Here is a 14681-nt window from a genome sequence, read left to right on the forward strand (position 1 = left end):
TGCATGCGACATGGTTGAAATCAACGAAACCGTTGCCCGTATCCAGGCGAGCGTGCGCCGTCTGCGGGCAGAATATGCCGACGATCCCAACGTGACCGCCATCGGCTTCGGCGCGCCCGAGCGCGGCGGCAAGCATCAGGACGGTCTGGCGATCCTCTTCTACGTCAACGAGAAACTGCCGTCCGAACGGGTCATCGAGACAAAGGGCTCGCGGCCGATCCCGAAGGAAATCGACGGCTTTCCGACCGATGTCCGGGACCAGAAATTCGTCAAGGGCTCCGTCGGTCAGCGCGACGAGCGCAAATACGATCCGCTGCTCGGCGGTCCGGCGTCCTCCAATTCCGAACAGCACGTGCTGTGGTTCAACGGCAATGGCACGCTGGGCATCCTGGGAACCGACAATGCGACCGGCGCGCCGGTCGGCCTGTCGAACTGGCACGTGTGGGCCGACGGCGGCTCGGCCGGCGACCAGATCATCCAGCCCGGGCACCCGACCGGCGGCGATCACGTGGAGGCGATCGGCAAGGTGCTTGCCTGCGGGCCGCTGATCACGTCCCTGATCGAGTGGGAAAGCCCGGATCCGATCGCGGCGATCTGCTACGGCGGCGCCGCGGCGGCGGCGATCGCGGCGGCCTGTTCCGACTACAAGGACCAGACGCGCCGCGGCCAGGACGCAACCGTGCCGCCCGCCGGGGAAAAGACCCTGCGCGAGCGGGTCTCCAACGAGATCCTCTACTACGACCTGCCGCTGCCGGGCTATCCGTTCAAGGCCGAGACCATCTGGCGCTACGAACGCGAAACGGACCAGCGGATCATGGTCCACGAGGAACGCGAGAAGGTCGCCAATGCCCAGTTCCTGCTCGGCAAGCAGGTCCTCACCGACAAGCCGGGCTACAATCCGGGCGAGCGGGCGACCATCTTCGCCTCGATCTGGGACTACCAGCTCGAGCGGACCTGCAACGACTACCACGTGGTCGCCCATCTGATCCCGCACGATCAGCCGACCACGGCCGTGCGCTCGATCCTGCAGCCGGTACCCTGCGACGAGGATCCCATGGGCGAAGAGGAAGACCTGGATTGCATCCGCTTCTTCGAGATGGAAAACGGCGAGGTCATCTACAAGGGCAGCTTCGACTGGCTCGGCTACCTGCAGCCCCAGCAGCAGAACATGGCGATCGTCAACTGGGGAGAGCCCGCCAAGGGCCTGCTGCTGCCGGCGCGCGGCATTCAGTTCAGCCATCCTCCCGTCTCCGAGGTCCGGATCAAGGTGGTGCAATACACCAGCCGGCCCGTCCGGCTGCGCGCCTTCGCAGGCGGCGCGCTCGTCGGCGAGGATGTGACGGACGGAACCCAGGGCGTGGTCCACACCCTCACGGTCAAGGGCAACGGCATTTCCTCGACACACGTCATGGGCGGCGGCGGCGAGGCCGTGCTGATCGAGTATTGCGTCGAGGGTCTCGACCGGGAGGGCGATTTCCGGATCAATCTTCCTAAAGAGCAGCTCGAGGCGATCCTGAAGGATGCGCGCGAGGCGCGGATCGAGGTGAACGCGGCCAGGACCCGGCAATGCTGCTTCAGGGGATCGGTGCGCATCCCGGTGACGTCGAAACCCGGCAAGTGGGATGTCTACCTGACGGTCCAGAACATCAACAATGTTCCGGAGGGCACGAAGCCGGAAGTGGCTGCCCAGACCATCGGCGGTCACCTGCTCAGCGCCCAGACGCTCAGCCCGTCCGGCTGCCTGGGCATCATGCTGCTGGATCACGTCTTCGACGTGATCTGACGCGGGTCGCCGGCCCGGACCATGACCAGAAGCCGGGTCCGGGCCGGCTTCAAGCCCTGAACCCGGCTGCGTCCTGCCTCGGCCTCACACCCCAGGCACTCCCCAGCACGATCAAAAGCAGCACAAGCGGTGCTATCGCCAGCGGGCTGCCCGCCGCGACGAGGGCCGTTGCGCCCGCGCAGGAGATGGAGGCGCCGGCCTCCGCAAGGGTCGAGGCCTTCGAGGCGACCTGGCGGCGGCGGAAATTGGTGCGGCTGGCCTGGGCGCGGAACCAGAGCTGGATCAGGATCGCGCAGCTTGTCGCGATCATGGCGCCGGTAAAGGTAACAAGCGCACCCGAGAGGGACAGGACGGCCAGTGCGAGGGTGATCGGCAGCAGAACCGCGGCGATCAGCGCTTGGGCGGCCAGGACTTTCGCCCCGAGGCGCGTGACGGGGGAGATGGGGGCCGTTGCGACGAGATCGGGCGCATCCTCGCCCGAGATCGTCAGCCAGGCGAGCCCGCCGGCCAGCTGGCCGACGGCCATCACGATCACCGGCGCAACCAGCACGGAAATCTCCGTGTTTTCGCCGAAACTGACCCAGAGCATCACGGCGGGCGGGACCAGATAAAGCACCTGCATCAGCGTCTGGGACACCAGCCAGGGATCGCGGGCAATCAGCTTCAGTTCCTTGAAAACCAGCGCCCCGAGGGCCGAGCGGCTGCGGAAGGCCCGCTCTTTTACGCGTCTGCGTGGGCTGGTCTCGGCAACGCCGAGCGCCCGCACCACACTGCGGCGGAACTGGACCGCGCCGCACCAGGCGCCAGCGGCAAAAACGGTGACAGACCCTGCCAGCAACAGGAGCAGGACGCTTGCCTGACCGGCCACCGCATGCGCCGGAAACCACCAGAGCGAGCTTGCGCCCGGGACATGCAGGCTCAGGAAGTCCGCGTCAAAAAGCGCGAAGCGCGACATCGAGCCGAAGGAGAGGATCGCGACCACCTGCAATCCGATCAGGAAGGCCGCGCCGACGACCGCCGCCAGGATCTGCGCCAGAAGCCGCGTGCGCCCGGGCCCGGCCGTCCGGAACAGGGCAAGCGTTATCAGAATGCCCGCACCGGTCGCGGTCAACGAGGCGGCGAGGATGACCGGATAACCGGAAAGCCAATGGGCCCCGCCGAGGCTTGCCGCCACGTTCAGGAAGGGCGAGAGGACCAGCGCGGACATGACCCAGCTGGTGACGGCCATCATGGCGATACGGACCAGGAAGAGGTCCCGGGAAGGCGCGGGCGAGGACAGGATCAGGTCGAGGTCGTCGCGGGCATAGAAGGCCCGCGTGACCGATTCAATTGCCTGCGACAGCATCATGGTGAAACTGAGCAGGACCGAGACCGAAATCACCGCCAGCACCGTCTGGTCGAGAGGGAGCCCGCCGGCAAACTGGGGAGCGAGCGCGGCATAGGCGATCAAGTGCAGGAGCGCGTAGAAAAGGCCCATGCCGATCAGCGTGCGCCTGAGGCTGGTGTTGCGCCAGCCGGAAAAGATCCAGGCCCAGTCGCGCCAGGCGAGCCGCAACTCATGCTTTGAAAAGCGCACCAGGGCCGAGGGCGCCAGGGCCCGGCTCATGCCACTTTCTCGTCGAGGCCCGGCGTGTCTTCCGCCAGGGCCTCGCCCTGAGCGCCGCCGACGATGCCGAGGAAAATATCCTCCAGGGAATGGCCCTCGGCGCTGGCGCGCGTGCGCAAATCTGTCATGGTGCCTTCGGCAACGAGCTGGCCGCGCGCGATGATCCCGATCCGGTCGGCCATGCGTTCGGCAACCTCGAGGATATGCGTCGTCATGATGACGGTCACGCCTCGGGCCACGAGATCGGTGAGCACCTGTTTCACCTGCCGGGCGGATCCCGCGTCGAGGCCCGTCAGCGGTTCATCGAGAATGATCAGGCGCGGTTCGTGGATCAGGGCGCCGGCCAGCGCCACCTTCTGGCGCATGCCCTTGGAGAACCCGCCGCAGCGCTCGCCCGCATGGGGGCCGAGCCCGAACGCCTCGAGCAGGCTGTCGGCCTTCGCTTGCGCGAAATCCGTCTCCATGCTCCAGAGGCCGGCCACGAATTCGAGATATTCAAGCGGTGTCAGCTTGTCATAGACCATCGGTTCGTCCGGCACCCATGCGAGGATCTTCTTTGCGGCAATGGGGTCCTTGAAGGCATCGATGCCGCAGATCTTGACCGAGCCCGCATCGGCCTCCAGCAATCCTGCGACCATCCGGAGCGTGGTCGTCTTGCCGGCGCCGTTCGGGCCGAGCAGGGCATAGAATTCGCCCGCCTCCACCCTCAGCGAAAGATCGTTCACGGCGGGTTCGCCGAAGCGCTTGTGAAGATTGCGAATTTCGAGGGCAGCAGGGCTTGCGGTCGGCATCAGTCACTCGTTTGGACAAGGTTTCGACCAGCCTAGGTCAGGGATCTTTCGTTCCGGTAAAACCCGGGCAAGCGTTCTTCGACGATGTGCCGCTGGACAATCTCCGTGTCACCCGGGGCAAGCGTAGCGCGGACCCGGAGCCCACTCGCGTGTCAGCTTGCGGATGCCCGTGACTGTTGTTGACGACGTGCCGCAAAATCCATCTCTCTGCAAACGGGTAGGCCCCGGGCCTCCCTTCGCGCGCCCGGGGTGACAGCCGTGGTCTCTGCATTTGGTCGGGCCTGTCCGCAGTCACCAGATTTACCTCTCCCACCGGGAGCGGGAGTTTGCGTCTGCCATATGCGGTTGCCTGCCTCACAAGGGGGAAACGTCCACGTAAACGCGGTAGTCGGCAATGCGCCCGCTGTCCAGCTTCAGCCTTGTGGCAAAGGGCAGGGACAATTCGCTGTTGTCCTGACGCGTATAGTGAACCGACCCGGTGCAATAGACCGTTTTACCCTCGGAGCCGATGTCATCGATGGTGTGGCGCATGGCTGAAATCGTGCCGAAAAAGGCGTTGTTGGCGTCGATCACGGCCTGTTTCCCGCAGAGTTCATCAAAATTGCCCAGGCGGAACCGCACGTCATCCGTGACGAGCTTGCCGATTGCCTTCGCGTTGAGATTGTCGACCGCGGAATAGAGCGTGGCGACGAGATCGCGGTGCGGATTGCTGGTCGGGCAGGTGATCTGCATGGACTGTCTCCTTGAAGGTTTTGCGGCGTGGGGTTTTTTGTGGGGGGTGAAAGGGGCCTACCTGCTGCCGGCAAGCCGGCGGCGTGGCAGCGAAGCCCGGCTGTTGGAAAGGGCCATGCCGGCAAACAGCAGGACGGTCGAGAAGGCGAACCAGGGCGTGACCTGTTCACCGAAAAAGAATGCCCCGGCGGCAATGCCGGACAGCGTCACGAAATAGCCGACCTGGCTGAAGCCGACCCCGTCCGTGCGCCGATAAAGTTCAAAGGTCAGGACATAGCTGAGCGCCGTCACGGCGCACAGGCAAAGAACCGCCGGGAAAAGGCCGCCGGCAACTTGCGCCGGCACGTCGCTGCCACCCGGAAACAGCATCACCGGCAGGAACAGCACGGCTTGCGAGACAAGGGTGCCTGAGGCCAGCGCCAGGGGATTGGCGCCCGCGGGCATGGCCCGTTCCCGGTAGACATTGGCGATGGCGAGAAACAGCGGGGTGAGCATGGCTGCGGCAAGCCAGACAAGACCTGCTCCACCGCTCGTGTTCCCGCCGGCGGTTGCGGCGGTGACACCTGCAAGCCCGATCAGGATGCCGGCCAACCGGCGCATCGGCAGCAGCTTCCGGGCCGCCAGAGACGACAGGCAGAAGGTCAGAAGCGGCGACAGGGTGACCAGCATCGTGAACAGGCCGGCCGGGACCTGCTGCAGGGCGAAGTAACTCAGGACCTGAGGAACGGATACTCCGAGCAGGCCATTGACGAGGCAATAGAAAAGCACGGGCCGTGTGGCGAGGGCGGCAAGATCGCTACGGAACCTGAGGGCGAGAACACCGCACAGGACAAGGCCTGCTCCCAGAACCTGCCATTCGAACAGCAGCAGAGGCGAGATCCCGCTCGTGACGACATGTTTGGCCAGCGAAAAATTGCCGCCCACCAGCGCACCGACCAACACGATCAACGGCAGGACGGTTTTCCGGGGATGCCTGTTTGCTGTGGTCATTGACGCGAACTCCTCCTGTGCGGGGTTCACGACAATTTATTATGCGGGCCTGTGTTTACTATATCCTGCAAGATTGACTATTGGTTGATCTCAAATCAACAAAGAGACCCAAATGGAAACGATCCCTGATTTTGCGGTCTTCGTCGCCGTTATCGAGCAAGGCAGTTTCTCCAAGGCTGCGGACCGTCTGGGCATTACCAAATCCGCGGTCAGCCGCAGGGTGACGCAGCTCGAGGCGCGCCTGGGTATCCAGCTCGTCAAGCGCAGTACCCGCAAACTCGCGCTGACCGAGGCGGGCAGCCGATATTTCTCCCACGCGGCCGAGGCGGTGCACCAGGTCCAGTCTGCAGAGCGGGAAGCGGCCCTCTTCGGCAACGAGGCCATCGGCGAGATCAGGGTTCTGGCGCCGATGTCGTTCGGTGGTCGTCACCTGGTGCCGAGGCTGCCGGGATTTCTCGCGGCGCACCCGAAACTGAGTGTGGATGTGACGCTTGACGACCGCATGATGAACCGGATCGACGGCAATTTCGATCTTGCGCTGCGGGCCGGCGATCTGCCTGATTCCGCGCAGATCGTGCGCAGGATCGCACCACTTCGCAGCGTCATCTGCGCTTCCCCGGACTATGTCCGCCAGCACGGTGCTCCCGGAAAACCGGCCGACCTTGCGACCCGGAACTGCGTGATCTTTTCCTATTCCGACAACAGGGATGTCTGGGAATTCAGGTCTTCTCTGGGGCCGGAGAGGATCCCTGTTTCCGGAAACCTGAAAGTGAACAACAGCGATGCGTTGTGTTCGGCCCTGGTCGCGGGGGGCGGCATCGGCCGGGTGCCGACATTTGTTGCCAATGCCTTCCTTGCCAGCGGTGAGCTGACACGTCTCTTGCCGGAGTTCGAGATGCCCGCCAAGTCGCTGCACCTCCAGTTTCCGAGCCGGCAACTGATCCCGCGCGCCACCCGTTACCTGATCGATTATCTGGTGGAGAGTTTCGATCCCGAGTTGCCGTATTGGGACAGGGACATCGGACTGGATCCGCGCCCGGTGTCCTGACGGACCGCTGGGTTCAGGCGGGCTTCTTCAACCGCAGCAGCGTGAATAGCTTGAAGGGGGACAGGGTTTCCTCGCCCTCAAGCGTCAGGAAGGTCCTGCCGAGCACGCGGGATTTCGGGAATTCCGGATTCCAGCCGAGCCGGTGTCCGAAACGTTTCAGCCCCCGTTCCAGCGCGGCGCGCAGGCCCTTGTCCGCGGAGAAGTGATTGACCAGAATGACGGTGCCCCCGGGCTTGGTCACGCGTTCCAGTTCCCGGATCACCTGATCCGGGTCCGGCACCACCGTCATCACGAACATGGCGACGACCACGTCGAAATGATTGTCCGGATAGGACATCTCGCCGGCGTCCATCACCTGGAGATCGTCGATGTTGCGCCTGCTTCCGTATTTTTTCCGAGCGCGCCTGAGCATGTCCTCGGACAGGTCGATGCCGCTGATGCGCAGATGGTCGGCGTAGAGAGGCAGGGACATGCCGGTGCCGACGCCGGCCTCCAGGACATGCCCGGTCAGCGCATTGACGTGATTGACCGTCGCGCGCCGTCCCCAGTAGAGCGGGCCGCTGAAGATGAGATCGTAGACCGGCGCCCAGCGGGCGTAGGCCGCAAGGACCGCGGAACCGTCCAGTTTCCGGCTGTCCCGGTCGGATCCGTTGAGCAAATTCCCGACTTTGCGGTTAAACCGTCGAATGCGTCTTGGGAGAATGCTGCTTTGACTCATGGAGACCACTTCTGAAATTGAATTTTCGGCGATGTTCACGTGGGAATGATTGCTGTGATTTCAAATCATGGGGTGGGTCCCGCTCCTTCGAATGCCCGTGTCTGTGGCCGAGTAGACCGGAAAGTAGGCGATTTTTCAAATCGGGAGACATCAAGCCGGATCAGAAAGCCGCGATCCGTTCGATGACCCAGAAGGCAGCCATGCTGCCGATCAGGTAGCTGGTCACGCGAACAAGGCCAGCACGCAGGCCGAGAACGGCGGGAACAAGGCGGGTGACCAGCGCGAACGCCGCCAGCACGAGCATCACAAACAGGATCTGGCCAAGTTCGACGCCGAAGTTGAAGGCAAGAAGGGCCAGCGGTATGTCGCCTTCCGGCAGGCCGATTTCGCGCAATGCGCCGGCAAAACCGAGGCCGTGCACAAGGCCGAAGCCGAAGGTGACGATCCAGGGCGCGTTTTCGGTGACCCGGTCGCGCCGCCCGGGAGGCAGCGTCAGTTCATAGGCCAGGAACACGATGGACAGGGCGATCACCGCTTCGACCGGGGGCGAGGGCAGGGTCAATATGCCCAGGGTCGCCGCGGCGAGCGTCAGGCTGTGGGCGGCAGTGAAGGCGGTGATTGCCCAGAAAAGCCTTGCGCGGCCACGCACCAGCAGCAGAAGCGCAAAGACAAACAGCAGGTGATCGAGCCCTTCGAGGATGTGTGTGATCCCCAGGCCCGTGTAGCTGGTGAAGATCTCGCGGATGCCGGCCTGTCCGGGAATTGAAAAGCCGGGCTCGCTTGCGGTCAGGCGGTGAACCTGGCCTTCTCCGGGCGTCAATTCATAGCGGACCAGGACATCCGTGCTGGTCCGCTCCAGTCCGTCGATGCGCAAGGTGCCGCCGGCCAGCCCGCCCGGGCAGTCGGCTATCCAGGAGGAGGACCAGGCGCGCCCGTCGAAAGCGGGGGGCGCGGGCGGCCGCTTGCCGCAAGGTTCCGGCAGGCGCACGTCGATCGGCATGGGCTTTCCGCCGACATCCGGTACCCGCCAGGTCACGCGCCAGGTGTCCGGCCCGAAGGGAACCAGCTCCAGGTAGCCGGGGTCGAGGGCGTGGGCAGACACCTTCTGAGGCAGCCAGATGACACAAAGGAGGAGAAGGACGGGAACAAGCCGGGTCATTGTGTTGCCAGGACTTCGTTCGCCGCGGGCAGGGTCACGGTGTAGCGTTCAAGCATCGCGTCCGAAAAGGCCTCGCGCATCTGTCGCGCCTTCCGGGCGCGCCATTCGCTCTGAACGTCTTCCCTGATTTCGGTCAGTGGTGGCAGAACGGCCGGCCTGCGCTCGGTAACCCGCACCAGGTGGCGGCCGTAACCGCTCTCCACCGGTCCCTGCCAGGTGTTCAGGGGCAGATCCGCAAGCGCGGCGTGAAAACCATTGCCGAATGTCCGGTCGATCACCTGGGCCTGGGTGACGGGAACGGAGGGCGGCAGGAGGCTCGCATTGCCGAAGCCTGCCGGGTCCGCGCCCTCTTTCAAAGCTGCAAAAAGGTCCGCAATGCGGTCGTCGTCCATTTCCTCGGGCAAGAGGATCTGGTCGAAGGCCAGCCGTGCCGGCTGTTTGAACCGGTCCGGGTTTTCGGCCAGGAACGCCTCGAGTTCCTCGTCGCCTGGAACAAGCGTACCGGCACCGGATTCCGCAAGGAATTCCATTTTCAGCTTCAAGCGCTGGCGGATCACCGGGTCGCCCCGGTCCAGTCCGAGCTCAAGCGCCTCGCGGACAAAGGCTTCCTCGAGCGCCCAGGACCGCATCAGCCCGGCGAGTTCGTCCGGTGTCGGCGGACGGTTCCATGTGGCGGCAAACCGGTCTGCGATTCGCCCGGCCTCGCCGGCCGACAGCGTGATCGTGTCAGCGGGTGGCAGGACCGGTTCCTCGGCGGTCAGCGCGTAGCCGGCGAAGACCAGTCCGCCGATGGCGAAGAAATGAACCAGCGGAGATTTCAGCAGTTTCTGAAGGATCATGAATTGGCTTAGCACCTCAAGGGAACGGCCTGTTCCGAACTATTTTGCACCGCCAAGCGGGATTGTCACGGTCAGAAAGGCGGAGGTTCCTTCAAGCCGGTTTTCGGCGGCGAATTCCCTGTAGACCTTGATCCGTGTCGCCACGGGCGTTGTGCCCAGCTGGAAATTGTAGCCCGCCGTTCCGCCGAGGGCGGCCACGCGTCCCTCGAAATCGCCGAGCCTGGCACCGGGGCCGCTGTCCGGGCTGACCTGCTGGTAGAAATAGCCGACCAGTCCGGCCGAGAATTGCGGCGAAAAGGTTTTGGTCACGGCACCTTCGAAATGGAACTCGGTGCCGGTGGTATAGTTGGTTGCCGGGTTTTCGCCGTTGAAGGTGATGCCGGCCAGGCCGGACACTTCCCATCCGCTCTGAGGGTCGAACCAGGTCACGCCGCCATTGAGGTCGAGGCCCCAGCGGTGGAAGGCGACATTGGCGATTTCGCCTTCCTGGTAGTCGCCGATGGGCACGTTGACGAGAAAGCCGGCGACCCAGTGCCAGTTGCCGTTGTGCCAGCCCAGGGATGCGCCGACGACCGGATCGCCGATGGTGAAAACGGTGTCGGATGTCGATGCGCCAAGTTGACCGCCAGCCAGTGCGAGGTTGGCGTTCACATTCTGCCCACCCCACGGCAGGGTTGCCTGCAGGGCCAGGTTGCCGCCCAGAACCGGTTGCGGCAGCACCCAGAGACCCGTGGCGAGATCGATATAGGCGGTGGCGTCGATATTGGCGACGATGCTGCCGCCGATCGGCAGGTCGCGGCTGGCGCCGGCCGAGCCGGAATAGACATAGACGTCGTTCTGGAAATAGGCGCCCGGTCCGGGCATCACCGCTGCGAACGGTCCCTTTGACCCAAGCAAATAGAATCCGGTGCCGCTTTCGGCGGCGTTGGCATCAACGGGTGCGGAGAGAAGGCCGGCAAGGGCCGCGAAAACCGTGACCTGCAGGCGCCGGGTTCTCAATGCGTTCCGAATCTTCGCGAAAGCCATATCTCACTCCTTCCACATCGCGAGGTCTTGGCGATAGCAGGTCCTAACCACCTCCCGGCGCGTACCAGATCGGTGACGTGTAGGCGCGTTCCGTGACGGTCATCGGCACGTCGTCCGCAAAATCCGCGTCGGCGAAATAGGCGGCGTCATAGGCGGTCCAGCGGGGCGTCGGGATCTCGAGAACCCGGACATAGTAAAAGGCCTTCAGGGCCGGGTCGAAGTCCGGGTCCTGCCAGACCGCGATGAGTTCCGGCGCGCCGATGGTGTTGGTCCAGGTGGCCTCGGCCACGTCCACCGTGCTGCCCACGAGCGGCACCTTGCCGTCCGCATCCGGTTGCCGGTCGCCCGACCAGGCAACATCGTGGATCTTTTCCTGCAAGCCTCCGTCCGCATCGACCCAGCCCTTGATGATCTGGATGCGGTCGAGATTGCCGGACAGCGGATCCTTGAGGGCGGCGACAAGAAAGTTCGGTGCGGTGCCGCCGTCCGGGGCGGGGGGCAGGTCGCCGCCCATGGGAACGCCCTTGCCGTAGCCGACGGCGCCGGGGTCGCGGCGGTGGGCGTCGTCCGGCACGAACTCCCAGCCACCGAAGAAGCGCACGCCGATCCGCGTGCCGGTGGTGCCGTAGACCTCCTTGCGCTTCATCGTGTCCCAGATGGAGGCGCGGGTGTTTTCCGGGGCCCAGACAGCGGTCAGGCCCGACGCGCCGAGCTGCCAGTCCTTGATGATGCGGCCCTCGAAATCGAACGCATTGCCGGTGGAGCGTTCCGGCCCGGGCTCGCTGGCCGGAAACTTGCCGAAAAAGTTGTTCTCCTCCGCCGAGGAGATGCCGGTGTGGTCGTCGGTCGATCCGAGCATGCCGAACTTGAACGGGTTGGTGCCGAGTTCGTCCTCGAGTTTCAGGCCGCGCTTCAGGGCCTGCCGCGCATATTCGTATTCGATCATGCCGGGTTCCTTGGGCACCACGTTGAGGTTGCCCTTGTCCCAGATCTCGAAATTCGCGAATTCATCCGCAGGTGCCAGGCTCGGGTGCTGCTCCGAGGTGCCCTTGCTCTGGGTCACTTCCACGAGGGGCTCGAAGCGGGCGCGGGCCTCGGCCCAGGCAGCGTCGATGGGCTTGCCGTCCGGGGTCTCGGTCGCGAACATGAGACCGTTGGAAAGATTGCCGTTATGGGGCACCGCCAGCACCTTGCCGCCGGTTTTCTCTTCATACATCGCCATCCAGTCCCAGAGCTCGTTCGGGATCTCGGTGTCGAAGGTGGTCAGGGGACGGACCATATCGGCTTTCGCCTTGCCGTCGCGATAGACGACATTGCGGTGCAGGTTGTTGCCGCCGCCATAGTTGGAGGTCCACTCGTAGCCGATCAGCGCGGTGAAGGTTCCCGGGTCGTCATGGCCCTCGACGATGTCCGTCATCTTGCGCCACATGTCGAACTGGGTGTCCGTGTCGGTGACCGCTTCAGGCAGCTTGCCCTGGCCCTGCAGCGTGATCATCTCGATGACGACCTTGGCCGCGGCATCACCGCCGGCATTCATGCCCTTGTTCCATTCCTTCAGCTTGGGATCGGCCATGAAGGCGGGCTCGCCCGCCAGAACGCCGGCCATGATGCCGAGGGCGTCCGAGTGATCCGCGACCATCATGAAGTCGTAAGGGCGGGACAGCCTGACCTTCTGGCCCGTGCTCGAGGTGATCTCCTCTCCCTTGGCATAGCGCAAGGCCTCGTCCGGAGACACGCGCGTTCCGGCGGCAATGGCGTCCGGCGACCAGGACGTGTGCAGGTGGATCTCTCCCCAGAGCGGGCGGCCGGGAAAATTCCGGCCGGCATAGGGCGAGTAACCCGGCTGGTTGAAGAAGCGACCGACCTCGGACGGGGTGATGGTGCCTCCATCCGTGGTCACGCTGTCCTGGGCCTGACCAGCGGATGAAAGAAAAAGCGCTCCGGCCGACACCAGGAGCGCTGAAGGAAACCTTGAAATACGGTATGGCGACGTCATCACAGTGCTCCTCGAAAACGAGTGCGTTGAAGTCCTGGCAGCGGCTTCAGCCGCGTCCCGGAACCCCTGGGCGCATCCGGCTGCACTACCTTGAAATGAATTGCTCCGGTTGAACCAATAGAAACATACAAGTCGGCAATACGCGAGGGTGACGTTGGGTAAAATCGAGTTTTGATTTAGTCTGGGAGGAAACGTGCGGTCCGGTTCCCCGGAGCTGAATATCCGCAGGGTTCCGCCATCCCGGAGAGAGACGGCGGACCGTTTTTTCCGGTTCCTCAGTCCAGTGTCACCGCCTCGATACGGCCTTCCAGCATATGCGGCAGATAGAGCACGCCGCCCTGGGCTCCGATGTCGGCAAGTCCGGCCGGTTCGGACCCGATCTCGATTGCCGCCTTGTCCGCCGTGATCGTGAAGATCTTGCCGTTGATCCAGTCGTTCAGAACCAGTTTGCCGTCGAGACGCACGATCCCGTCGATATTGCCGACGTCGGGGACAAGCACCGAGATCTTTTTGCTCGCCGGGTCGATGCTGAGCAGACTGCCCGGCGCTTCCGTTGTGAAATCGTTCTGGAGACCGCTGCCCCAGGACCCGACCAGCAGATGTCCTTCGTCCCACAGCACGCCATTGGGATGATTGAGCTCCGGTGTTTCCAGCCACTTTTTAAGACGGCCGTCCGCGTAGCGCCAGATCGTGTTTGCCATCATGTCCGAGACAAAGACAGCCTCGCCGCTGGTGGTGACATCGTTGAGAAAGATGGCGCCGTCTGCCGGGAGGGAGTCCAGAAGCGCCCCCGTTGCGGCATCGACGACGCGCAGATGCGTGAGGTCGGCGGCGAAAATCTTGCCGTCCATGAGCGCCATGCCCTTGGGTGCATCCATGCCGGTGGCCCAGTTCGTGTCCAGAACCTGGCCGTCCCGCGACAGCAGTGCCAGGTGGCCGTTGCCGTCAACCGCGTTGGGAGCGCCCTCCATGACGCTGACGACAAGGCGGTCGTTGGCCGGGTCGAACAGAACCGATTCAGGCATGTCGAAACCCTCGGTTGACCACAGCGTGCCCGCTTGCGCGGCGAGGGAAGTGGCACCGAGAAGGAGAGCGGCGGCGAGGGATGTCCTGATGTGCATTGGAAGTCCTTTCAGAAGCGGTTGATACCCGGCTTCGAATGCAAAAATCGGACTTCTCTTGCAAATCTGAAAAAATTGGTATCAAAAAACGATACTGAATCATGGGCTATAAGGATCAGGCGAGACAATGCGCGGCGACACGTTCAAAATTCTGCAGGGCGTCCTGAAGGCGCGCGGCATGACCTATGCGGATCTGGCGGGGCATATGGATGTTTCCGAACCGACCGTGAAGCGGATCTTTGCCGGGCATGACTGCAAGTTGAGCCGGCTTCTGGAGATTTGCGACATCCTTGACGTGCCGCTGGCGGATGTCCTGCACCGGGCCGGGCGCAACTCGGAAGAGGCCAGCCTGCTGCCGGTGGCGACCGAGGCGAGGCTCGCCGCCGACCCGTCGTTGTTCTACCTGTTCATTCTTCTGCGTGAACCGATCCCGCAACAGGAGATCGAGCGGCGCTTCGGCCTGTCCGGAGACGACATGTTCCGGCTTGGCCGTGGACTGGAGGCCCTTGGCCTGGCGGAGGTTCACCCGGGCAACCGGATCCGGATCACGCGGAGCGAACCGTTCCGGTTTCGCCCCGACGGACCGCTGATCCCCCTGCTGAAGGAAATCAACACGCGTTTTCTCGGCCAGGTGATCGAGGCAAGAGGCGGCAACCAGGGAGCCTTTTTCACGCTTTCGCGGCGGATGCTGCCCGATACAGGCGCCTTCATTCTGCGCGAGATCGAGACGCTCAAGGAGACCGTTGCCGAACTGGCCCGGCAGGACCAGATGGTCTCGCGCGACGAAGACCTGACCACCTTCAAGCTGACCGGTGCCTTCGCACCGGTGAGCTTTCCCGACATTCTGACGATTGCGCCGCAGACCCGGTGAG

13 protein-coding genes are annotated in these 14681 nt (G+C 63.8%); 3 read left to right on the top strand and 10 right to left on the bottom strand.

Going from position 1 to position 14681, the window contains the following annotated elements:
• Window positions 1–10 precede the first annotated feature (10 nt).
• On the top strand, window positions 11–1783 hold the full coding sequence (locus O6760_RS09110; protein ID WP_269585066.1) for a hypothetical protein: 1773 nt from the start codon (window positions 11–13) through the stop codon (window positions 1781–1783).
• 49 nt (window positions 1784–1832) lie between these two features.
• Here the strand turns inward: O6760_RS09110 and O6760_RS09115 are convergent, their stop codons facing one another.
• From O6760_RS09115 to O6760_RS09130, 4 genes are all read right to left on the bottom strand, one after another.
• Window positions 1833–3389 (bottom strand): permease, encoded by a 1557-nt coding sequence (locus O6760_RS09115; protein WP_269585067.1) that lies wholly within the window; start codon window positions 3387–3389, stop codon window positions 1833–1835.
• The gene (locus O6760_RS09120) at window positions 3386–4180 is read right to left on the bottom strand and encodes an ABC transporter ATP-binding protein (protein WP_269585068.1); all 795 of its coding nucleotides are present in this window, start codon (window positions 4178–4180) and stop codon (window positions 3386–3388) included. Before O6760_RS09120 ends, O6760_RS09115 begins: the two co-directional genes overlap by 4 nt.
• Window positions 4181–4534: 354 nt before the next feature.
• Window positions 4535–4912, bottom strand: a complete 378-nt coding sequence (locus O6760_RS09125) for a nuclear transport factor 2 family protein (RefSeq protein WP_269585069.1) — start codon at window positions 4910–4912, stop codon at window positions 4535–4537.
• Window positions 4913–4969: 57 nt separating this feature from the next.
• Window positions 4970–5902, bottom strand: a complete 933-nt coding sequence (locus O6760_RS09130) for a DMT family transporter (protein ID WP_269585070.1) — start codon at window positions 5900–5902, stop codon at window positions 4970–4972.
• Window positions 5903–6014: 112 nt separating this feature from the next.
• On the opposite strand from O6760_RS09130, the gene O6760_RS09135 reads away from it, so the two are divergent.
• On the top strand, window positions 6015–6950 hold the full coding sequence (locus O6760_RS09135; protein ID WP_269585071.1) for a LysR family transcriptional regulator: 936 nt from the start codon (window positions 6015–6017) through the stop codon (window positions 6948–6950).
• Between the two features lie 13 nt (window positions 6951–6963).
• Here O6760_RS09135 and O6760_RS09140 read toward each other — a convergent pair whose 3' ends face one another.
• The 6 genes from O6760_RS09140 to O6760_RS09165 all read right to left on the bottom strand — a co-directional run bounded on the left by O6760_RS09140 (window position 6964) and on the right by O6760_RS09165 (window position 13809).
• Window positions 6964–7608, bottom strand: coding sequence for a class I SAM-dependent methyltransferase (locus tag O6760_RS09140; RefSeq protein ID WP_269585072.1), 645 nt, complete (start codon window positions 7606–7608; stop codon window positions 6964–6966).
• Window positions 7609–7828: 220 nt separating this feature from the next.
• Window positions 7829–8827: a HupE/UreJ family protein gene (locus O6760_RS09145; RefSeq protein WP_269585073.1), complete on the bottom strand. Its 999-nt coding sequence runs from the start codon at window positions 8825–8827 to the stop codon at window positions 7829–7831.
• The gene (locus O6760_RS09150) at window positions 8824–9666 is read right to left on the bottom strand and encodes a peptidylprolyl isomerase (protein WP_269585074.1); all 843 of its coding nucleotides are present in this window, start codon (window positions 9664–9666) and stop codon (window positions 8824–8826) included. Before O6760_RS09150 ends, O6760_RS09145 begins: the two co-directional genes overlap by 4 nt.
• A 39-nt stretch (window positions 9667–9705) precedes the next feature.
• Entirely contained in the window at window positions 9706–10692 is a 987-nt protein-coding gene (locus O6760_RS09155) for a SphA family protein (RefSeq protein ID WP_269585075.1), read from the bottom strand.
• 43 nt (window positions 10693–10735) lie between these two features.
• Window positions 10736–12688: a DUF3604 domain-containing protein gene (locus tag O6760_RS09160; protein WP_269585076.1), complete on the bottom strand. Its 1953-nt coding sequence runs from the start codon at window positions 12686–12688 to the stop codon at window positions 10736–10738.
• A 275-nt stretch (window positions 12689–12963) separates the two neighbouring features.
• A complete protein-coding gene (locus O6760_RS09165; RefSeq protein ID WP_269585077.1) occupies window positions 12964–13809 on the bottom strand; it encodes an ATP/GTP-binding protein in 846 nt (281 codons plus the stop codon).
• Window positions 13810–13936: 127 nt separating this feature from the next.
• Here O6760_RS09165 and O6760_RS09170 point away from each other — a divergent pair, with 127 nt between their 5' ends.
• The gene (locus O6760_RS09170) at window positions 13937–14680 is read left to right on the top strand and encodes a helix-turn-helix domain-containing protein (RefSeq protein WP_269585078.1); all 744 of its coding nucleotides are present in this window, start codon (window positions 13937–13939) and stop codon (window positions 14678–14680) included.
• The last annotated feature ends 1 nt before the right edge of the window (window position 14681 follow it).

This window comes from Roseibium sp. Sym1, assembly GCF_027359675.1.
Taxonomy (GTDB): Bacteria; Pseudomonadota; Alphaproteobacteria; order Rhizobiales; family Stappiaceae; genus Roseibium.

What these genes read in the sequence shown, in the direction of transcription:
- O6760_RS09110 (WP_269585066.1), top strand. Translation starts at nt 11, where the DNA reads ATGGTTGAAATCAACGAAACCGTTGCCCGTATCCAGGCGAGCGTGCGC.
- O6760_RS09115 (WP_269585067.1), bottom strand. Translation starts at nt 3,389, where the DNA reads ATGAGCCGGGCCCTGGCGCCCTCGGCCCTGGTGCGCTTTTCAAAGCAT.
- O6760_RS09120 (WP_269585068.1), bottom strand. Translation starts at nt 4,180, where the DNA reads ATGCCGACCGCAAGCCCTGCTGCCCTCGAAATTCGCAATCTTCACAAG.
- O6760_RS09125 (WP_269585069.1), bottom strand. Translation starts at nt 4,912, where the DNA reads ATGCAGATCACCTGCCCGACCAGCAATCCGCACCGCGATCTCGTCGCC.
- O6760_RS09130 (WP_269585070.1), bottom strand. Translation starts at nt 5,902, where the DNA reads ATGACCACAGCAAACAGGCATCCCCGGAAAACCGTCCTGCCGTTGATC.
- O6760_RS09135 (WP_269585071.1), top strand. Translation starts at nt 6,015, where the DNA reads ATGGAAACGATCCCTGATTTTGCGGTCTTCGTCGCCGTTATCGAGCAA.
- O6760_RS09145 (WP_269585073.1), bottom strand. Translation starts at nt 8,827, where the DNA reads ATGACCCGGCTTGTTCCCGTCCTTCTCCTCCTTTGTGTCATCTGGCTG.
- O6760_RS09150 (WP_269585074.1), bottom strand. Translation starts at nt 9,666, where the DNA reads ATGATCCTTCAGAAACTGCTGAAATCTCCGCTGGTTCATTTCTTCGCC.
- O6760_RS09155 (WP_269585075.1), bottom strand. Translation starts at nt 10,692, where the DNA reads ATGGCTTTCGCGAAGATTCGGAACGCATTGAGAACCCGGCGCCTGCAG.
- O6760_RS09160 (WP_269585076.1), bottom strand. Translation starts at nt 12,688, where the DNA reads ATGACGTCGCCATACCGTATTTCAAGGTTTCCTTCAGCGCTCCTGGTG.
- O6760_RS09165 (WP_269585077.1), bottom strand. Translation starts at nt 13,809, where the DNA reads ATGCACATCAGGACATCCCTCGCCGCCGCTCTCCTTCTCGGTGCCACT.
- O6760_RS09170 (WP_269585078.1), top strand. Translation starts at nt 13,937, where the DNA reads ATGCGCGGCGACACGTTCAAAATTCTGCAGGGCGTCCTGAAGGCGCGC.